Genomic DNA, 20,142 nt, shown 5'->3' with positions numbered 1-20,142 from the left:
AAAGGGTCGAGGCAGTTTTTCTATTATTTAGTAAAACTTTCGGATAGCTGTGAGTGCATAATGAAAAGTGGAAATAGCTTTTTTCTGCGCAATTGTGTCTAAATAAATAAGCACATTGCGGCAACTAATTAAGTCCATTTTAGAAAATGGTGGATCAAGCAAAATATTGTGTTGCGCAAAAACACAAACATCTCGCAAGGATTTACAAACACGATATTTATCTTTAGTTTTAGTAAAAAATCGTTGCAATCTTTCTGGAGAAATATTTGCCAATTGATGGGCAGAATATTCACCAATACGCGCTAAATTAATGGCTTCTATACTTAAGTCTGATGCAAATATTTGAAGAGGAATGTTATTTTTTGTGTGGTCTTGAATTTCTAATAACAACATGGCTATAGAATATACTTCTTCGCCTGTTGCACAAGCTGCAATCCATATTCTTAAACTTTCGCCAACAGTTTTATTTTCTATAATTTTGGGTAAAATTGTATTTTTTAAAAGTAAAAAAGCATCAGTATCTCTAAAAAAAGCAGTTACATTTATGAGTAAATCGTGGTAAAGTAAATCAATTTCAGAAGTTTGATAGAGAAGCAATGCCGCATATTCTTTTAATGTTTTTATATTGTGAATCAGCATTCTACGAGTTATCCTTCTCTTGATCGTATTCATCTTGTAATGACTAAAATCGACATTTTTGCTCTTGTGAAGAACTTGCAATATATGTTGTAAATCGGGATCATTATTTTCTATTTCCGATTCAGGTATATTTTTTATTGGTTTTTGTGTAGTCAAGGGATGTTTGCTAATTCGGTTTATTTCCAAGCCAATTTCTTTTGGGGATAAAATAAAATCAACTAGTCCAGAAGCAATAGCCGAGTGAGGCATACTAGGAAATTTAGCCGAATCATCTTGAGCAAAAGTAATACCTCCAGCTTGTTTTATTTCTTTTAAACCAGCCGTTCCATCATGAGCATTTCCTGACAGCACAACTCCAATAACATTTTCTTTATGCGTTTCTGCCAATGATGAAAAGAGTAAATCAATTGATAAATTTGATTTTCGTTTTTCGGGTCTGGGAATTAATTTTATATGTCCATCGACAACTTCAATTTCTTTATTGTACGGAATTACATAAACATTATCAGGAATCATTTTTTCCATATCATCAATATCTTGTACTTTCATCTGAGTTACTTTAGACAATAAATAAGGTAAAATGCTTTTGTGATCTGGACTTAAATGCTGTACATATATAAAAGCCATGCCTGTAGTAGGCGAAAGGTTTTGTAGTAATAGAGTAACCGCCTCTAGACCTCCAGCCGATGCGCCAATTGCAACTATAGGAAAGCCATGAGCTGCCTTAGCCAGTTCTTGCTTAGAATTTAATTCAGACGGTGAAACATTTTTGTCAGAATTTTGATTTGGCGTTACCTTTTGCTTTTTTGAAAGTGTTAAAGGAGTATTTTTTGGAAGTGCTGATTTCATTTTCGCCATAATTTATTTTAGGGAAATAGTAAATCAATCTAAACTTGTCTAAATAAACAAATGTTAATTGTACTCAAATGTAGTCTAATTTAAGTTTACTGACTATAAAACATTGACAATTATATGTTTTTTGGACTTCTATTATTACAGGCAAATAAAAGTTTTCTTGGGAGAAATTACAATCCCTCAAAGTCTAAAAGACGATTATGATTAAAATTTACGACAATTTTCGCTGACAGAAATTCAAAAAATAAATTTTTAGCCCCGATAGAAATGAAAATGCTTTTTGAGGTTTTTACAAAAAAAGAGTACTTCACCAACTTGATATTTTATTTTGGTGATCATTGCATTTCATTTGCAATGTATAGCAGGATTAGCTCCTAAAAATAAACCCGACAGGTTTCTAAAATTTGTCGGGTTTTGTATATTAGGTTTTAATTATACTACAAATCAAATCCCATTTTCACGCCCAGTTTGGTAGCAATAATTTTGGTGATTCGTTGTTTTAATTCTGGTATTTTGATGCTTTCGATAACCACATTTGAGAACGCGTACATTATTAACGCTTTTGCTTCTTTCTTAGAGATTCCGCGTTGTTGCATGTAGAACATTGCTGTTTCATCAAGTTGACCAATGGTGCAACCGTGAGAGCATTTTACATCATCGGCAAAAATTTCTAATTGTGGTTTAAGGACTATGGTTATTTATTAAAGCTTTAAATAATTATTATTTTTTAGGACTTATTTTAGTTGCTAAATCTTTGATATTTCCTTTGTTTATATTTAAACCCATCATATCATAATCAAAATACAGTACTTCACCTGTTGCAGGATCAAAGACAAACATTGATTTGTTTAAGGTAATTCCAGGTTGGAAATAATAATATTCGGTACTTTTATCTTTAATTACTTTAGCTATTTTTTCCTTAGAACAAATTTCAAATTTATACGGATAAATTCCGCTAATATCCGCTTGAGTTAGTTTTCCTCCAAATGAATTATCGCAAAAAAGCAAAGTTCGTTCTTTAATTTTTTGTGCGTCTTTATTATACACTTCTTGCAATCCTTGTACAATGTTTTTCGAATTGCCCTTAATATCATTTTTTTGTACTAGATCCATCACCAAAATCATGGATTGGATCATGTTTTTTAATCTATAAGAACAGTCAAACATTTTATTTTCATCCTTGTAATAATTAATCGGACAATACGCTACTAAATCTTCATAATTATATCGATTAAGTTTTTTTTGACCACCATTTACTATTGCTAGATAATGATACGATTGTTGAGGTTTAGATGTTCCTATTGTTAACAAAATCATAAATGATGATTCTTTTTCAGGTAGTTTGTTTTCAACTTCATTCGGATTAATAAAATCAAAAGGCGTGACTTTCCAAAACTCGTTCATTACTTTTTTAATTTCTTCATCATATTTTTTATCACCTGATAAAACAACATGCATTTTCGAGGCTTTGAATTGGCTAAATTCTTTGCTTTTATAATCAACTGCTGATAACTGTGCCGAACTGATTGTTGAATAAAGTACTGCTAATAGAAATAATATTTTATTTTTCATTTGTTTTGTTTTATGTTTACCTAATTTTAAATGACTTCAAAAGTAAGTTTTTTATATATAATTTAATCAATTATGACATTATTATTTCGTAAATCATATTCGTTTTTTCTTGTTTTAATATTTTTGATCCCAATTTCTAAATTGTATTCTCAACAAAATTCTAGATTTATAAAAACAAATCCGTCTGGTGCGGATATTCTAGATGATAAAAATGTAAAAATTGGTACGACTCCTTTTGACCTAGATAAACTTGACAAAAAAATTTCTACTATTAAATTTGTCAAAGAAAATTATTATCCAATTGAAATTAAATTGCTTGAAAAAAGAAATAAAAACAGTTCTTTTTTTCAGTTAATTTCCGATTGTAGTACTTGTTTAATTGGAATAGAAGAAAGCGATTATGTATTAAAATTAACTAAAACTTTTAAAGAATACGATACTACAATTTTAGTCGGAATTGAAGATCCAATTCTTGAAATTGATGAAAATAGTGTAATTGGAAAGATTAATGGCATTAAGAAAAAGCTAAAAGATAAAGACATATATAGGCATTTGGGTTATCCCCAAAATATGCAGTTTAGGGTTTTAAACTCTTTTAAAGATTCATATATAACCGCTCAATATTTTTCTGATAAAATTTCTGAAAAAGATGTGTCTAACCTTCAAAATCCGAAATTAATTTTCAAACCAATTGTAAAAAAGCTCAGTTTTAATCTCAAAGGTAGATTACTTCGAGATTATTCTGGAAAATGTTCGATTGAGTGTGAATGGCAATTATATGATTTGTCAAACTTAAAAACACCTGTTTCAAGTTTTTTAGTTACGATTGACTATTATCGAACTGGAAATGATTATGAACTTATATTGCATAAAATGATTGCATTATCAGAAATAAAATTATTAGAAACGGAATCTTTATATGATGTTTTAGCAGCGACAGAAAAAAAACATTTGGAACAATCTAAAGGCGAAAAAATAAAAATTGTTCTTTCAATACCAAAAAAACATCAAAACATAACCGATATGTTAAAAGAAACTACGAACTCTGTAGTAACTGTTGAAACAGAAAAAAAGTTTGGTAGTGGTGTTTTTATTTCAGATAATGGATACATTATAACTAATTATCATGTAATTGAAGGCGAAAAAAAAGTATTTGTAAGAATTGATAAAGTTAAAAAAATAAATGCTGAAATAATAAAAAGTAATAAAGATTTTGATTTGGTAATATTAAAAGTAGATGTAAACAGTAAAGGATTGTCATTTAATAAAAACAGCACCAATTTAGGCGAAGATGTATATGCCATTGGAACTCCATTAGATAAAAAACTACAACAATCTATAAGCAAGGGAATAATTAGTGGTTATCGAGAGTTTAATGGTGTTAATTTTATTCAAATTGACACCAATATAAACTCTGGAAATAGTGGAGGGCCATTATTAAATTCAAATGGCGAAATAATTGGCATTAATACTTTGAAAGCAATAGGAGAAAATGTGTCTGGAATAGGTTTTTCGATTCCTTCATCATTAGTTCTAAAAATGCTAAATATTACAGATTAATTTATCTTGTTTTAATTATAGTTCGTAATGTTTAGAATCACATTAATAAAAACTAAAGGAATATAAAAAAGATAAAGGAACTTTGTATTTAAAAACTACAAATCAAATCCCATTTTCACGCCCAGTTTGGTAGCAATAATTTTGGTGATTCGTTGTTTTAATTCTGGTATTTTGATGCTTTCGATAACCACATTTGAGAACGCGTACATTATTAACGCTTTTGCTTCTTTCTTAGAGATTCCGCGTTGTTGCATGTAGAACATTGCTGTTTCATCAAGTTGACCAATGGTGCAACCGTGAGAGCATTTTACATCATCTGCAAAAATTTCTAATTGTGGTTTAGCATTAATAGTCGCCTTATCACTCAATAAAATATTGTTGCTTTTTTGAAAAGCATTTGTTTTTTGAGCTTCTCGTTCTACGAAAATTTTCCCGTTAAAAACGCCCGTTGAACGATCAGAAAATATCCCTTTGTAATCCTGATGGCTTTCGCAGTTTGGCGTAGCATGTTGCACCAGTGTGTAATGATCTACATGTTGCTTGTCGCCAATAATCGTAATTCCGTTCAGGTAGCTCACAATTCTTTCTCCAAAATGGTAAAAATTGAGGTTGTTTCTCGTAAGGTTTCCACCAAAACTGAATGTATTTACAGCTACACTGCTTTCCTCTTGTTGTGAAACGTAAGTGTTATCGATCAAGTTAGCAGTAAGAGTATCGTTTTGAATTTTATAAAAATCAACTATAGCACGTTTTTGAGCAAAAATCTCAGTAACTGAATTGGTTAAAACTGGATTTTCGTTCAAACTCTGATGACGCTCGATGATCTGAACGTGTGCATTTTCTCCTACTACTATTAAGTTGCGAGGTTGTACTAAAAGCGCGGCTTCATTTCCCGTAGAGAAATACATGATTTCAATTGGTCTGTCTGCTACTTTACTTTTCGGAATATTGATATACGCTCCTTCATTGGCGAAAGCCGTATTCAAAGACGTTAAACTTTCTTCCTTATTTGCAATTTGATTGAAATACGTATCAACAATTGTTTTGTATTTTGATTTAGTCAATGCCGATGAAAGCAAGCAAACATCTATACCTTCATGCGTTGTAGCCGAAAGATGGGAACTGAAAACACCATCAATAAAGACTATTTTATAGCTGTCTATTTCATGTAAAAAGTATTTTTTTACATCAGAATACTGCACAGTATTTTCTTGTTTTGGAAAAACGGTAAAGTCATTTTTTAGTACCGCATTGAGTGAGGTATATTTCCAAGCTTCTTCTTTTTTGGTTGGGAAACCTTTGTTCTCAAAGTTTTTTAGTGCTGCTGTGCGTACATCGTGAAGTTCAGCATGAACATCGATGCGCTCCTCAAAAGCCATAAACGACGAGATTAATTTTTCTTTTAATTCCATTTTAATTTGGTTTCAGGTTTAAAGTTTAAAGTTTCAGGTTTTACCTATTGGAACTTATTTCCTTTAAAGTCTTTCTTATTTAAATAGGTGATAAAATTTTTAATTTTACCACTGAGGTTTTCATAATCTTTTTTTAACAGTTCAAATTTTGATTCATTGATATAACCAAAATTTAAAATTCTATAGAGTTGCGATCTTGTTTCACCAGCAGAACCTTTTGCAATTGATAGAAATTATCTAAATTCAAGATTTCCATCTCTTTCAAACCCTTCGGCTATATTATCCATTACTGAACCTGAAGAAGATTTAATTTGCTCTTTGAATCTAAAATCTGATTTCAAATCGGTTTCAACAGCAATTAGATGTATTTCTTTTGCTAAGCGTCTTGCCTCCTGCCAAATTTGTAAATCTTCAAACCGATTTATTGTCGCCATAGATTTTGTTTATTCGCTTCAGGCTTTTATTTGTTTCAGGTATCTTAACTTGAAACTAATAAAACTTTAAACTTGAAACAATTTTTAATTTTCTGCTTTAATCCAGTCGTATCCTTTTTCTTCTAGCTCGTGAGCTAATTCTTTTCCGCCAGATTTTACAATTTTTCCGTTGTACAAAACGTGAACAAAATCAGGAACGATATAATCTAGTAAACGCTGGTAGTGCGTAATGACTACGATCGCATTTTTATCACTTTTTAGTTTATTAACACCATTAGCAACAATACGTAAAGCATCGATATCCAATCCAGAATCGGTTTCGTCAAGGATCGCTAATTTTGGTTCTAGCATAGCCATTTGAAAAATTTCGTTACGCTTTTTCTCTCCACCCGAAAATCCTTCGTTTAAAGAACGTGACAAAAATTTACGGTCTATTTCTAATAATTCTGATTTTTCACGAATCACTTTTAGCATTTCATTAGCTGGCATTTCTTCCTTACCGTTTGCTTTGCGTGTTTCGTTGATAGCCGTTCTCATGAAGTTAGTTACTGAAACACCAGGAATTTCAACAGGATATTGAAACGAAAGGAAAACGCCTTTGTGTGCTCTTTCTTCTGGTGCCAAATCAGCCAGGTCTTCCCCGTCTAATCCAATTTCACCTTGAGTTACCTCGTAATTTTCGTTTCCTGCAATGATGGAAGCTAGCGTACTTTTTCCGGCACCGTTAGGACCCATTATAGCATGAACTTCTCCTGCTTTTACTTCAAGGTTTATCCCTTTTAATATTTCTTTGTCACCTATTGAGGCGTGTAAATTTTTTATTGATAACATGTTTTTTTTGTTTAAAGTTTAAAGTTTAAAGTTCTCGTGTTTACTGAAACTTGGTGCCTTTAAAATCTTTCTTGTTTAAATATGATATAAAATTGTTTATTTTTCCACTTAAATTTTCGAAGTCAGTTTTTAAAATTTCAAACTCTTCTTCATTTATATAATTATAATCCAAAACTCGGTATAATTGCGACCTTGTTTCTCCAGCAGATCCTTTTGCGATAGACAGAAATTGTCTAAATTCTAAATTTCCGTTTCTTTCAAAACCTTCAGCAATATTGTCCATTACTGAGCCAGATGATGCTTTTATTTGATCCTTAAATCTGAAATCATTTTTTAAATTTGATTCTACAGCAATAATATGAATTTCTTTGGCCAGTCGTCGAGCCTCTTTCCAAATTTCTAAATCTTCGAACCTAGTTATTGTCGCCATTTATTTTTGTTTAAGGTTTAAAGTTAGTCATAAGTTGCTCAACTTTAAACCTTAAACTTTAAACAAATTTTTATCCCACTGAACCTTCTAATGAAATTTCTAATAACTTCTGAGCTTCCACAGCAAATTCCATTGGCAACTTATTCAAAACCTCTTTACTGAAACCATTTACGATTAAGGCAATTGCTTTTTCTGTTGGGATTCCACGTTGGTTGCAATAAAAAACTTGGTCTTCGCCAATTTTACTCGTTGTAGCTTCGTGTTCTATTTTTGCAGTTGGATTTTTACTTTCGATGTAAGGAAAAGTATGTGCGCCGCAGTTATTTCCCATTAACAAAGAGTCGCATTGCGAAAAATTTCTTGCGTTATCAGCGTTAGGTGAAATGCGTACCAGACCACGGTAACTATTTTGAGATCTTCCGGCAGAAATTCCCTTTGAAATAATCGTTGATTTAGTGTTTTTTCCTAAATGGATCATTTTGGTACCAGTATCAGCTTGCTGGAAATTGTTCGTCACTGCAATCGAATAAAACTCACCAGTTGAGTTGTCACCTTTTAAGACCACGGATGGGTATTTCCAAGTGATAGCGGAACCTGTTTCTACTTGTGTCCAAGATATTTTTGCGTTTTTCTCGCAGATCCCTCTTTTGGTCACAAAGTTATACACACCACCTTTACCTTCTTTGTTTCCAGGATACCAGTTTTGTACGGTTGAATATTTTATTTCGGCATCATCAAGCGCAATTAATTCGACTACTGCCGCGTGCAATTGATTTTCGTCACGACTTGGAGCCGTACAACCCTCTAAGTACGATACATAACTGCCTTCATCGGCAACAAGTAAGGTTCTTTCAAATTGCCCTGTACCGGCTTGATTGATTCTAAAATAAGTGGAAAGTTCCATTGGGCAACGAACGCCCTTTGGAATATAACAGAAAGATCCATCGGAGAAAACAGCCGAATTCAAAGCTGCATAATAATTGTCTTTTTGTGGAATTACAGTACCTAAATACTTGCGAACTAATTCTGGATGCTCTTTAATAGCTTCGGAAATACTCATAAAAATAATTCCTTTTTCGCCCAATGTTTTTTTGAAAGTAGTTGCAACAGAAACCGAATCGACTACGATATCCATGGCTACATTATTCATCATTTTTTGCTCATCGACAGAGATACCTAACTTTTTGTACATTTCTAAAAGTTCAGGATCTACATCGTCTAATGTTTTATTAGGGTCGACTGCTTTTGGTGCGGAATAATAGGAAATCGCTTGAAAATCAGGTTTGGTGTAGCTTACATTGGCCCATTCCGGTTCAATCATTTGCTCCCAAGCACGAAAAGCCTCTAGGCGCCAATCGGTCATCCATTGTGGCTCTCCCTTTTTGTGCGAAATAGCACGAACGATATCCTCGTTTAAACCAATAGGAAAGGTTTCGGCTTCCAGCTCCGTGTAAAATCCGTATTCGTATTCTTTATTTTCGAGTTCGATTTTTAAGTCGTCTTCTGTATATTTTGACATATTTTTATTTTTTAAAACCATTAAGAAATTAAGATGCATTAAGGCTTAATTACCTTAATTTCTTAATGGTTTAATTTTTTTTATTTGGTTATAGAGAAAAACTTTCCCCACATCCACAAGTTCTAGTGGCGTTTGGATTATTGAAAACAAATCCTTTTCCGTTTAATCCGCCTGAAAATTCGAGAACGGTTCCTGCTAAATATAAAAAAGATTTTTTCTCTACAGCAATTGTTATATCATTGTCAATGAATACTTTATCATCATCTCCCTTGTTCTTGTCGAATTTTAAATCATAGGACAAACCAGAGCAGCCACCGCTTTTCACGCCTACTCTTACGTAGTCTGTGGCGGCATCAAAACCATCGTCTTGCATTAAGTTGATAATTTTCTTTTTGGCAGTATCAGAAACTTTTATCATGTTTATGTTGTTTTGTAATAACATTTTGCTTGTTGAAAATTACGTAGTGTCTTTATTATCAGAGCTTTGAATTTTCAGGCAATTGTGTTATCTTGATTTTGTCTAAATTAACCGCAAAGATACTATATAAAATACTTTTTCCATAATCAATAACATTTTTATAACTAATCTTCAAATAGAAAATACTTATTAGTTTTTTTTTTAAAAATAAATTACTTTTAGTCCCTTATAACTTACAAATAACTAAATAAAACCTATTTATGGAAGAAATTTTACCAGAGAAGATGCAGTACAAATTAGATTTTAAAGGAAAAGGCAAAACTTTTTTTGGAATCGTCATGGTCAATTGGCTTTTAACAATTGTTACATTAGGAATTTATTATCCTTGGGCGAAAGCCAAAACGCTCCAATTTATGTTTGGGCAAACAACTTTAAATGATGATGCTTTTGCTTTTCATGGTACAGGGAAAGAAATGTTTAAGGGTTTTATAAAAGTCATTATATTATTTGCAATCTTGTTTGGAATTTTAGGTCTTTTCATTTATTTAGAAATGCCCTCAGTAGGATTAATATCGTTTTATTTGATAGTGATAGCTATTATGCCATTAGCAATTCACGGTTCTTACAAGTACAGAATGTCAAGAACTTCTTGGCGTGGTGTGCGTTTTGGTTACAGAGGCGATAGAAGTGAATTTGTCAAACTTTTTTTTAAATGGATTTTTTATACTGTAATAACGCTTGGTATTTATGGTTCTTGGTTTAAAATGAACCTGCGTAGTTATGTTTTGAGCAACATTCGCTTTGGTGATGCCGAAATGAATTACGATGGTGATGGTGGGGATTATTTATTAATGAACATTAAAGGTTACTTTTTAAGTATCATAACCTTGGGGATTTACTCATTTTGGTGGCAAAAAGATATTTTTGAGTACTATATTAATAATTTATCCTTACACAAAGACGATAAAAGAATTGAATTTACATCAACAGCTACGGGAGTCGATTTTATGGGTCTTATAATTGTTAATTTCCTATTGCTTATTATTACTCTTGGACTTGGATATGCTTGGGTTGTTACGAGAACTATGAAGTTTATATTTGATCATATTGAACTGGATGGCACGATTGATTTAAACACTTTGCAACAAACCGAAGTGAATTTCAAAGACGCAACAGGTGACGATATTAGTGACTTTTTAGACATTGATTTTATAGTATAGAGTATGAATAATCAGTCCGTGGGAATTTTTTTTGATGGCAAATCAGCTGTTCCGCAGCCTTGTTCATTGGTTTTGGATACGCAAAAAGGCTTGCTTCTTTTTGAAACAGAAACAGGTCATCAGGATCAATGGTTGCTTTCAACTGTTAGTTTTGAAAATTTTGGAAACTCTTTGCAGTTGCAAAAACAAAGTACCGATGGTTTTGCGATCCTCAAAATCAGCAATACTACATTTGCAGCTGCCATTCAGAAATTCAGAAAAGAGAACAACCATATCAATTGGTATGAAAAGTTGCTCGCTTCTGGTTTCAAAATGCATCTTGTTCTGGCTATGGTTGTTTTTGCCTTAATCGGACTGACTTATTTTTATGTCATACCTTGGGTTGGTGAAAAATCAGTAGCCCTTATTCCCGAAAGTTATGATGATACTTTAAGTGGTACCTTTATCAGTGATAATTTACTGTTTTCGGAGGTGGAGTCAAAGAAGACCAAAGATTTGAATGCTTTTGCAAAAGATTTGGAATTGAATAATAAAAAAAACTTGAAATTCATTTTTGTAGAAGAGGATATTGTGAACGCTTTTGCCTTGCCAGATGGAACTATTGTGGTTTATTCAGGAATTGTAAATAAGATGAAAAACTATGATGAGTTAGTGGCGCTCTTGGGTCACGAGGCAGCGCACGTTAATCATAGGCATTCTATGAAAATGTTATGCCGCAACTTGTCTGGATACCTATTTATCTCGGCAATTTTAGGTGATGCAAACGGAATTATGGCTACCATTGGCGATAACGTAAACAGCTTTCAGTCGCTCTCTTTTTCGCGTGAGTTCGAACAAGAAGCTGACCGAGAAGGTTTTGCTATTGTGATCAAAAATAAGGTCAATCCAAACGGAATGTTGAATTTATTTAAAAGACTACAAAACGAAGACGATACTATTATTCCTGAGTTTTTGAGTTCGCACCCAGTAACGCAACAACGTATTGCAACCACTATACAATTGGTTAAATCGACTCCGTACCAAGTTGAGGCAAATAGTAAGCTGCAACAGTTATTCCAAAAATTAAAAAATTAATCTAAAATCAAATCGCACTTAAACCAGTACACCTCAGTTGTGTATTGGTTTGGGTGCAATTTGTTTGTACTCAATTTAAGTATGGTATCAATAAATATGCTTAATTTTATTGCAAAACAAGACCTTATACAATATGAAATTATATCCAATAGAAACGGGTAACTTTAAGTTAGATGGTGGCGCAATGTTTGGCGTGGTACCAAAAACTATTTGGAACAAAACCAATCCAGCCGATGCCAATAACCTCATTGACATAGCAGCACGTTGTTTATTAATTGAAGATGGTAACCAATTGATCTTGATAGACACCGGAATGGGAAACAAACAGTCTGAAAAATTTTATGGGTACTATTCGCTTTGGGGAACCCACTCCTTAGATAATTCACTAGCTAAATACGGTTTTCACAGAGATGATATTACGGATGTGTTTATGACGCATTTGCATTTTGACCATTGCGGAGGAAGTATACAATGGAACAAAGACAAAACGGGTTATGAACCAGCCTTTAAAAATGCTAAATTTTGGACCAACGAAAACCACTGGGAATGGGCAACAAAACCAAACGTTAGAGAGAAAGCTTCGTTCTTGTCTGAAAATATCTTACCCATGCAGGAAAGTGGCCAATTGCATTTTATAAAAAGACCTGAAAGCGATTTTCTTGAAAAATCAGAACTGGGTTTTGGAATTTTCTTTGCTGATGGACATACCGAAAAACAAATGATTCCGCGTTTGAAATATCAGGATAAAACAATTGTTTTTTGCGCCGATTTATTGGCCACAGCAGGACATATTCCGGTTCCGTATGTTATGGGCTATGACACCAGACCTTTATTGACAATGCCTGAAAAAGCAAAGTTTCTGCAAGATGCTGCAGATAATAATTACTATTTATTTTTAGAACATGATGCCCACAATGAGATCATTACAGTGCAAAACACAGAAAAAGGCGTTCGGTTCAAGGAGGTTTATACAACAGACGAAATTTTTTAAGGCACCATTTTCAAAAAAGCAAGTCCCTTATTACAGTAGTAATAGGGGATTTTTTTTGGAGTTGATTTTTTTGTTTAGTATTTTAAAAAATGGGTTGATAATTCTAAAAGATTAAGCAATCTTTAATTATTTAATTCTTAAAACTTTAGTAAGAGAATAAGTTGTTTTTCTTGAATATAATAAATAGGTTTGTCTCGAATTTATAAAAATACACTTATGAAAAAAACTTTAATTTTTTTGTTGTTTTTGGTTTCTGTTACTATTTCAGCACAAAAAGTAGACTTAGATCGTTTTTACTTTGATGTAAGTTATCAGCAACTTCCAAAAGAGCCAGTGCCTTTTGAAAAAAGATCTTTTGCATCAGAGGTAAAACTTGGGGGTAAAATACAAACGTATACAAACAGAGTCACTTTAAACGACAATATTAAAATTTATGGATGGAAAAAAACAGATGAAAATCCAACTGTAAAAATGGAGCTCAACATTGAAGACTTTGTAGAAAGACGAATAACACCAGAAATACGCGTGGAAGAAACTAGAGACCGACAAGGTAAAGTGACGAGCCGCAGAGAATACCACTATATTTTAGCAACATATTCAGGCAGAGGATATGCAAAAATAGTTGGACCAAGGAGAGTAGATCAGATAACAGCAAAACAAGTTGAAGAGGCAAAAGCCAAACAGGCAGCAGTAGCAAGTACAAACAGATTTTTAAAAAATGCAGTTGTAAAAAAGGATAGTTCAGCTACTAATGGAGGATTTAAATGGAGTTATGATGAAGAAATTTCAGTAAAATCCAAAGAATTTGATGAACCAAAAGCAGCAATGAAAGACTTTTATTTGAATAAAGGAGCATTTCACGACAAAACTTTAAGGGACTATGTTACCGCTGTGAACAACAATTTTATTACTGGAATTAATGATTTATATGGTTATAAAGCCATCAGCACGAATCAAAATTTATGGATTTTAGATGCTAAAAATGACGAGGGTGCCACCCAAATCGAGGCTATACAGGCGGTAAGAGCTTTGTTTAAAACTATGAGAGCGGATCAGCCAATTGAGGATTTAAAAGGCAATATGAAGCCGTTAATAGAGTATTTTGACTCCTTAAAGACAAAATATACTGATGATAGTAAGCCAGCTCGTAAAATGAGATACTCAGCTTATTATAACTTAGCAGTGATTTACTTGTTAATAGACGAACCAGAAAAGACAATAGTAGAGGCAGAAAAGTTAATTTTGAACGACTATGACAAGGCAGATGGTAGAGAATTAATTAATCGTGCTAATAGGTTGTTAGAAGATTTCAAAATTGCAAATACAAAATCAACACATAACCCAACCTTAAATTAATCACTAATGAAAAAAATTACACAATTTGCCTTAACAAGTGTCTTTACAATACTAAGTTGTAATGCGTACAGTCAGTTTTCACTGGGTAAAATGATCAGTAAAGTAGAGGGATCTGGCACTACAGTAGGTCAAGATGAAGAAAGAAAAAACACCCTGAATTTAAGAGGTCCTGAGTCTCCTGTTGACAAACAATATGGCAACTATAAAACCTATGAAATCAAACTAGATTTATCAACAGGTATTGAAGATAGTTTCGGATTTAGAAAAATTCCATATTCAAGTGAAAAAATAAATAACATCTTCTTTATTTCAGGTTTGAAAAAAACGAATGATGGAGACTTTAAAATTAAATATACTGTTTCCCGATTTGAGTCTATTAATGACGAAGATTACGTACAAACCTATTATCAAAAATCTCCAGCATATTATTTAGGCATGGAGTCTAACCTTGAGATTATGGATAAAACGGGCAAGGTTATTTATAAAAGGTATACAAGTCCAAAAGTTAATATGTATGTAACAGATCCAATGTATAGTTATGAAGCTTTAGTAATAAAAATATTGACTAATAATTTCTACTCGATGTTAGAAGAGTTCGAAGGTTTCTATTTGTATGGTCCAGAAGTTTCTGGTTTGCGTTATTTTGATATTGAGAAGAAAAAGAAATCAAAATCAACTTTTAATCCAGATGAGTTCAATCAATCGGTTCAAGTACTACCAACTTTAGTCGATGTAGATAGAGCGGATTGGCCAAGTTTATTTGGAGAAGCTCAAGACTATTGGAAAGAATATTTAGCTTTTGAAGATAAAAATGACGAAGACCTTCAGAAAAAAGTTCGTTTTAGCGCTTATTATAATTTGGCCACAACCAATTTACTCTTAGGTCAAGTTGAAGAAGCTTCAAAATATTTTGATGGAGTAAAGGAAAATGAAAAAAGCTTTTTAGGAATGCGTACACACCATCCTTTTTTAACAAACCTCGCTGCTAATATTGATACATACAAAAAAACCACAGAAAAAGCGACTACGTTAGAGGCGATGCAAACAGAGCCTAATTTACCATCATACAAAAAGGCTGCAACGGCTTTTAGATATGCTGAATTTGATGGTGAAGTTGTAGATGTAGACGGTAAGGCTTTTAAAGGTAAAGTAAGAATTATTAGTGATTATCCGGAGATGGTAGACTTAAGAACAGAGTCGCAAGTTTCAGCTCTTCGTGCTCTAGCAAATGGGATTGGTTCGGATAAAAGTACAGTTAGAATTACCATTGAAGGACAGAAAAAACCAGAACGTACTAACTTGAAAAAAGTGGTTACTATCAAAGATAATGAAGGTCATTTCTACATAGCTGGTCAAACAGGTAAAGGCGTAGGTCTTACATCTGATGTAAATACAAAAAGATATTCTTTGTTTGAAGAAATTAAAAAAGGAGAAAAAATATCAGTATTTCATGAGTTTTTCCCTCAAGATGCTTATGTTTTGAAGAAGCAAATTCAAGATGAATTTTTCAGTCCAGCTGTTTTAATTGGTAGAAAAAAAGAATTAAGGGAGTATTTCTCAGATTGTCCTAAAATGATTGAAAACATCAATAATGGACTTTACAATTTTGAAAATAAAGAAACTTACATCAAGATGTTTGATGATTATACAGCAATGTGCGGTAATTAATAATGCAATTAAACACAAGATCGAAGCTACCTGTAAAGGGTAGCTTTTTTTATTTTTTTGAATCTTATCAAATAAAAACTTCGTTTATATTTTCTTAATGTACTGTTAATCCTTTTATTTGTTTGACAAAATCAATTATTTTAGTCAAATATTTCAAAAATTAATAAAAACAAACGAATGAATACCATTAAACCCATTTACATTTCTGCTTTTGCTTTTTTAGCATTGGTTGGATGTGGAACAGCAAAACAAGTAACTAGTGCTAGTACGTCAAGTTTTACTGCAATAACAGCTCCCTTAAATATTAAGAAAAAAGCACCACTTGCTGAAAACGATTTGAAACGCTGGAGTCACCTAGATATTGTAACCGATACCATTCCTGGAATGAGTGTTGACAGAGCATACGCTGAATTGCTAAAAGGAAAAAAAGGGGTGCCCGTTATTGTAGGTATCGTAGATTCTGGTGTTGATATAGAACACGAGGATTTAAAATCAGTACTTTGGACCAATGCCAAAGAAATTGCGGGTAACGGAATTGATGATGACAAAAACGGTTATATTGATGACATGCACGGTTGGAATTTCTTGGGAGACAGTACTAAGGAAAATTTGGAATACGAAAGAATCATCAAGGATAAATCATTGGTAGATGAAAAAACATACCAAGAAGCCAAGGCTTTAAATGACAAAAAAGTTGCTGAGGCAGCTACAGTGAAAGAACGATCTACAAAAATGATTGAAACACTAGCATCAAGTGATGCCGCTGTTGCAAAACATTTGGGCAAAGCGGTATATACTGTTGATGAGGTGAAGACAATTGACACTCAAGATCAGGACTTGCTTAAAAGTAAAGCTACAATGCTACAAATGTTAGGGTATGGATTACCAGTTGCTGAACTTAAGGTAGCGGTTCAAAAACAAAAAGAGGCGCAAGAGGCCCTTATTAATGGTGACAATCTTAAAACAGATTACCGTAAAGTTGTAGGCGATAATCCTAACGATATTACCGATACTAAATATGGTAATAATAATGTAATGGGTCCAGACAAAAACGAAATCCTTCACGGAACGCACGTAGCAGGAATTGTGGCTCAGTCTAGATACAACAATTTAGGTGGAGACGGAGTTGCCAATAATGTTCAAATTTTAACTGTTCGTGCCGTACCAGACGGAGATGAGTATGATAAAGACATTGCATTGGGGATACGTTATGCTGTTGATAATGGTGCCAAAGTAATTAACGGAAGTTTTGGAAAAAGCTTTTCACCGCACAGACAATGGGTGTATGATGCTTTAAAATATGCAGAGAAAAAAGATGTATTGTTTGTACATGCTGCAGGAAATGACGCAAAAGATATTGATTTTGCTGAGAATTTCCCAAATGACTCTGAGGATAAAGTAAAAGAGTTTGCGGATAATGTAATTACGATTGGAGCATTAAATTTTGAATACGGAGACAAAGTTGTGGCTCGTTTTTCAAACATCGGGAAACTGAATGTAGATGTTTTTGCGCCGGGAGTAAAAATTTATGCAACCACTCCAAACAACGAATACCAATATTTACAAGGTACATCAATGGCTGCGCCTAATACCGCTGGAGTTGCTGCTTTGATTCGTTCCTATTATCCGAAATTGACAGCTAAGCAAGTAAAATATATCTTGATGGAATCTGGTGTTGCTATCACAACCGATGTAATTGTTGGAGGTAAAGTTGGAGATGTTCGTTCTTTTGCAACATTATCCAAATCTGGTAAAATTGTAAATGCCTACAATGCTTTATTGATGGCTGAAAAAATGTCCAAAAAGTAACATTTTAAAAATTTAATTCATGGAAGGACAAATAGTCCTTCCATTTTTATTTCAACTAATTATGAAAAAAATAGTTTTATTTTCGTTTTTAACAGTAAGTTTTACGAGTTTGTTTGCGCAAAGCAATACCTATTGGCAACAGCATGTAGATTACAAAATGGAGGTTTCCATGGATGTAAAAACCTACCAATACAAAGGAAAACAAGAATTGGTTTATACCAATAATTCGCCAGATACATTAAGAAAAGTATATTACCATCTTTTTAATAATGCTTTCCAACAAGGAAGCGAAATGGATGCGAGAATTCAAAGCATCAAAGATCCAGACGGAAGAATGGTCACTAAAATAAAAGTGGGTGATAAGGAAGTTAAAGAAAGTCGTATCAAAAACTTGAAACCAAATGAAATTGGATATTTGCGAATTGCTAATTTCAAACAAGATGGTGCAGTTGCTGTTGCAAAAGAGGTAGGAACTATTCTAGAGGTTACTTTGGCTCAACCTATTTTACCAAATTCAAAAACAACATTCACATTAGATTTTGATGGACAAGTTCCTATTCAAATACGTCGCTCCGGTCGAAATAATGCCGAAGGTGTAGAATTATCAATGTCACAATGGTATCCAAAACTAGCTGAATTTGATTTTGAAGGTTGGCATGCAGATCCTTACATCGCCAGAGAATTTCACGGTGTTTGGGGAAATTTTGATGTAAAAATCACGATCGATAAAAACTACGTTCTAGGCGGTACGGGCTACTTACAAAACAAAAATGAAATTGGTTTTGGTTACCAAGATCAAGGGGTTGTGGTCAATGTGCCAAAGAAAGCAAAAACGTTGACTTGGCATTTTAATGCACCCATGGTTCATGATTTTACTTGGGCAGCAGATAAGGATTATATTCACGATGTGGCGAAAGGACCTAATGGTGTCGACATCCATTTCTTGTATAAAAACAACCCACAATTTATTCAGAACTGGAAAAATTTACAACCAAAAACAGTACAGTTAATGGAGATTTACAACAAAACTGTTGGCGATTATCCATACAAGCAGTACTCCGTAATTCAAGGAGGCGATGGCGGAATGGAATATGCCATGTGTACGCTGATTTTAGGACAAGGCACATTTGAAGGTTTGCTTGGTGTAACGGCACACGAAATGGCGCATTCATGGTTCCAGCATGTGTTAGCTTCAAACGAATCGAAGCACGGTTGGATGGACGAAGGATTTACTTCATTTTTAGAAGATTTTGGACTGAACGAAATAGCCGATAAAAAAGTAGAAAACCCATTTTCGGGTGCGTATACAGGTTATTTTTCTATGGTAAATTCAGGAAAGGAATTGCCTCAAGGAACACACGCGGATCGTTTTGACGAAAATAGAGTGTACAGCATAACATCATATAGTAAAGGCGAATTGTTCCTAACCCAATTGATGTATTTAATAGGAAAAGAGAATGTAATGAAGACGTTGAAAAAATATTACAGCGATTTTAAATTCAAACATCCTACACCAAATGATATCAAAAGATCGGCCGAAAGAATCTCTGGAGCAAACTTAGATTGGTACTTGACTGATTGGACACAAACTACGAACACCATAGATTACGGCATTAAAGAAGTAACCGAAAATGCCGGGCAAACAAAGGTAGTTTTGGAGCGAATTGGTAGAATGCCAATGCCAATTGATTTATTGGTGGAATATAATGATGGAACCATGGAAAGTTTTTACGTTCCATTGCGAATGATGAGTTTCGAAAAACCAAACCCGAATCAAGGAGTGAAAAGAACGGTTTTGAATGATTGGGCTTGGGCGTATCCAACGTATGAGCTTAGCATTCCTAAAGCAAAGTCGACAATAAAAAGCATCACTATCGATCCGAGTTCTTTAATGGCTGATGTTAAAAAAGAGAATAACGTTTTTAAATAGAAGTTGATTTTACATGAAATTCAAATACAATCAAGCAACTGCTTCACTCGAAATTACAGACGGTCAAAAGAGCCATTTTCTTATTGTACGATTGCTACTCATCATAACTTTTATCAATGTAATTTTAAATTTATCCAATCCTCAAATTGCTTTTGGACTTATGAAAATAATTTGGTTAGTTTTAGGTGTGGTGGCCGCCATTGGGTTGTATCTTTATTTTTTTAAAAAAACAGCTGCTGACAAAATTCCTTTAGTTCAAATAGAGGGAATCAAGGAGCGTGTTTCGTTTGGTAGAAAAAAATATTTTCTAGAATTGAAAAACGGGAAAATAAGAGATTTAAGCGAAATACAATCGGAGAGAGAATACAAGGAGCTGCAAGCGCTACTCGTTAAAAATAAAAAATAAATATAAAAAATGCCGCAA

At 33.3% G+C, this 20,142-nt stretch carries 16 protein-coding genes and 2 pseudogenes; 9 read left to right on the top strand and 9 right to left on the bottom strand.

Annotated features, from left to right (window positions below; all coding sequences use genetic code 11):
* Positions 1 to 27 precede the first annotated feature (27 nt).
* The 3 genes and pseudogenes from AC061C_RS10750 to AC061C_RS10740 all read right to left on the bottom strand — a co-directional run bounded on the left by AC061C_RS10750 (position 28) and on the right by AC061C_RS10740 (position 3,066).
* Positions 28 to 1,488 (bottom strand): chemotaxis protein CheB, encoded by a 1,461-nt coding sequence (locus tag AC061C_RS10750; RefSeq protein ID WP_478291171.1) that lies wholly within the window; start codon positions 1,486 to 1,488, stop codon positions 28 to 30.
* Between the two features lie 443 nt (positions 1,489 to 1,931).
* A pseudogene (locus tag AC061C_RS10745) lies at positions 1,932 to 2,189 on the bottom strand (SufD family Fe-S cluster assembly protein); the annotation flags it as partial.
* A gap of 25 nt (positions 2,190 to 2,214) precedes the next feature.
* Positions 2,215 to 3,066, bottom strand: coding sequence for a hypothetical protein (locus AC061C_RS10740; RefSeq protein WP_478291170.1), 852 nt, complete (start codon positions 3,064 to 3,066; stop codon positions 2,215 to 2,217).
* A 72-nt stretch (positions 3,067 to 3,138) separates the two neighbouring features.
* Here AC061C_RS10740 and AC061C_RS10735 point away from each other — a divergent pair, with 72 nt between their 5' ends.
* Complete coding sequence (locus tag AC061C_RS10735) at positions 3,139 to 4,626, top strand: S1C family serine protease (protein WP_478291169.1); 1,488 nt, start codon at positions 3,139 to 3,141, stop codon at positions 4,624 to 4,626.
* Positions 4,627 to 4,721: 95 nt separating this feature from the next.
* On the opposite strand, the gene sufD is transcribed toward AC061C_RS10735, so the two are convergent.
* From sufD to AC061C_RS10705, 6 genes and pseudogenes are all read right to left on the bottom strand, one after another.
* The gene (gene sufD, locus AC061C_RS10730) at positions 4,722 to 6,038 is read right to left on the bottom strand and encodes a Fe-S cluster assembly protein SufD (RefSeq protein WP_478291168.1); all 1,317 of its coding nucleotides are present in this window, start codon (positions 6,036 to 6,038) and stop codon (positions 4,722 to 4,724) included.
* 44 nt (positions 6,039 to 6,082) lie between these two features.
* A pseudogene (locus tag AC061C_RS10725) lies at positions 6,083 to 6,472 on the bottom strand (four helix bundle protein).
* An 84-nt stretch (positions 6,473 to 6,556) separates the two neighbouring features.
* Positions 6,557 to 7,303: a Fe-S cluster assembly ATPase SufC gene (gene sufC / locus AC061C_RS10720; protein ID WP_417984239.1), complete on the bottom strand. Its 747-nt coding sequence runs from the start codon at positions 7,301 to 7,303 to the stop codon at positions 6,557 to 6,559.
* 40 nt (positions 7,304 to 7,343) lie between these two features.
* Positions 7,344 to 7,733, bottom strand: coding sequence for a four helix bundle protein (locus tag AC061C_RS10715; protein WP_417945632.1), 390 nt, complete (start codon positions 7,731 to 7,733; stop codon positions 7,344 to 7,346).
* Positions 7,734 to 7,803: 70 nt separating this feature from the next.
* Positions 7,804 to 9,252, bottom strand: coding sequence for a Fe-S cluster assembly protein SufB (gene sufB, locus AC061C_RS10710; RefSeq protein ID WP_417945633.1), 1,449 nt, complete (start codon positions 9,250 to 9,252; stop codon positions 7,804 to 7,806).
* An 88-nt stretch (positions 9,253 to 9,340) separates the two neighbouring features.
* Positions 9,341 to 9,670 carry a HesB/IscA family protein gene (locus AC061C_RS10705; protein WP_478291167.1) on the bottom strand — a complete coding sequence of 110 codons (330 nt, stop codon included), beginning with the start codon at positions 9,668 to 9,670 and terminating at the stop codon, positions 9,341 to 9,343.
* Between the two features lie 260 nt (positions 9,671 to 9,930).
* On the opposite strand from AC061C_RS10705, the gene AC061C_RS10700 reads away from it, so the two are divergent.
* The 8 genes from AC061C_RS10700 (at position 9,931) to AC061C_RS10665 (ending at position 20,124) form a co-directional block, all read left to right on the top strand.
* Entirely contained in the window at positions 9,931 to 10,890 is a 960-nt protein-coding gene (locus AC061C_RS10700; protein ID WP_478291166.1) for a YjgN family protein, read from the top strand.
* A 3-nt stretch (positions 10,891 to 10,893) separates the two neighbouring features.
* Positions 10,894 to 11,964 (top strand): M48 family metallopeptidase, encoded by a 1,071-nt coding sequence (locus AC061C_RS10695; protein ID WP_478291165.1) that lies wholly within the window; start codon positions 10,894 to 10,896, stop codon positions 11,962 to 11,964.
* 133 nt (positions 11,965 to 12,097) lie between these two features.
* The gene (locus tag AC061C_RS10690) at positions 12,098 to 12,955 is read left to right on the top strand and encodes an MBL fold metallo-hydrolase (RefSeq protein ID WP_478291164.1); all 858 of its coding nucleotides are present in this window, start codon (positions 12,098 to 12,100) and stop codon (positions 12,953 to 12,955) included.
* 216 nt (positions 12,956 to 13,171) lie between these two features.
* Positions 13,172 to 14,311, top strand: coding sequence for a hypothetical protein (locus AC061C_RS10685; protein WP_478291163.1), 1,140 nt, complete (start codon positions 13,172 to 13,174; stop codon positions 14,309 to 14,311).
* A 6-nt stretch (positions 14,312 to 14,317) separates the two neighbouring features.
* Positions 14,318 to 15,979, top strand: coding sequence for a hypothetical protein (locus AC061C_RS10680; RefSeq protein WP_478291162.1), 1,662 nt, complete (start codon positions 14,318 to 14,320; stop codon positions 15,977 to 15,979).
* A 177-nt stretch (positions 15,980 to 16,156) separates the two neighbouring features.
* A complete protein-coding gene (locus tag AC061C_RS10675) occupies positions 16,157 to 17,788 on the top strand; it encodes a S8 family peptidase (RefSeq protein ID WP_478291161.1) in 1,632 nt (543 codons plus the stop codon).
* A 61-nt stretch (positions 17,789 to 17,849) separates the two neighbouring features.
* Entirely contained in the window at positions 17,850 to 19,718 is a 1,869-nt protein-coding gene (locus tag AC061C_RS10670; protein WP_478291160.1) for a M1 family metallopeptidase, read from the top strand.
* 13 nt (positions 19,719 to 19,731) lie between these two features.
* Positions 19,732 to 20,124, top strand: a complete 393-nt coding sequence (locus AC061C_RS10665; protein ID WP_478291159.1) for a hypothetical protein — start codon at positions 19,732 to 19,734, stop codon at positions 20,122 to 20,124.
* Positions 20,125 to 20,142: the final 18 nt, after the last annotated feature.

It is taken from the genome of Flavobacterium sp. GNP010 (genome assembly GCF_056428945.1).
Note: the sequence above shows the minus strand (reverse complement) of the source record. Positions and strands in the feature narration are given on the sequence as shown.

Excerpts from the sequence above, each read along its gene's own strand:
- AC061C_RS10665 (WP_478291159.1), top strand. The coding sequence starts at position 19,732 with ATGAAATTCAAATACAATCAAGCAACTGCTTCACTCGAAATTACAGAC.
- sufC (WP_417984239.1), bottom strand. The coding sequence starts at position 7,303 with ATGTTATCAATAAAAAATTTACACGCCTCAATAGGTGACAAAGAAATA.
- AC061C_RS10735 (WP_478291169.1), top strand. The coding sequence starts at position 3,139 with ATGACATTATTATTTCGTAAATCATATTCGTTTTTTCTTGTTTTAATA.
- AC061C_RS10705 (WP_478291167.1), bottom strand. The coding sequence starts at position 9,670 with ATGATAAAAGTTTCTGATACTGCCAAAAAGAAAATTATCAACTTAATG.
- sufD (WP_478291168.1), bottom strand. The coding sequence starts at position 6,038 with ATGGAATTAAAAGAAAAATTAATCTCGTCGTTTATGGCTTTTGAGGAG.
- AC061C_RS10715 (WP_417945632.1), bottom strand. The coding sequence starts at position 7,733 with ATGGCGACAATAACTAGGTTCGAAGATTTAGAAATTTGGAAAGAGGCT.
- AC061C_RS10690 (WP_478291164.1), top strand. The coding sequence starts at position 12,098 with ATGAAATTATATCCAATAGAAACGGGTAACTTTAAGTTAGATGGTGGC.
- AC061C_RS10740 (WP_478291170.1), bottom strand. The coding sequence starts at position 3,066 with ATGAAAAATAAAATATTATTTCTATTAGCAGTACTTTATTCAACAATC.
- AC061C_RS10685 (WP_478291163.1), top strand. The coding sequence starts at position 13,172 with ATGAAAAAAACTTTAATTTTTTTGTTGTTTTTGGTTTCTGTTACTATT.
- AC061C_RS10670 (WP_478291160.1), top strand. The coding sequence starts at position 17,850 with ATGAAAAAAATAGTTTTATTTTCGTTTTTAACAGTAAGTTTTACGAGT.
- sufB (WP_417945633.1), bottom strand. The coding sequence starts at position 9,252 with ATGTCAAAATATACAGAAGACGACTTAAAAATCGAACTCGAAAATAAA.
- AC061C_RS10750 (WP_478291171.1), bottom strand. The coding sequence starts at position 1,488 with ATGAAATCAGCACTTCCAAAAAATACTCCTTTAACACTTTCAAAAAAG.
- AC061C_RS10700 (WP_478291166.1), top strand. The coding sequence starts at position 9,931 with ATGGAAGAAATTTTACCAGAGAAGATGCAGTACAAATTAGATTTTAAA.
- AC061C_RS10675 (WP_478291161.1), top strand. The coding sequence starts at position 16,157 with ATGAATACCATTAAACCCATTTACATTTCTGCTTTTGCTTTTTTAGCA.
- AC061C_RS10680 (WP_478291162.1), top strand. The coding sequence starts at position 14,318 with ATGAAAAAAATTACACAATTTGCCTTAACAAGTGTCTTTACAATACTA.
- AC061C_RS10695 (WP_478291165.1), top strand. The coding sequence starts at position 10,894 with ATGAATAATCAGTCCGTGGGAATTTTTTTTGATGGCAAATCAGCTGTT.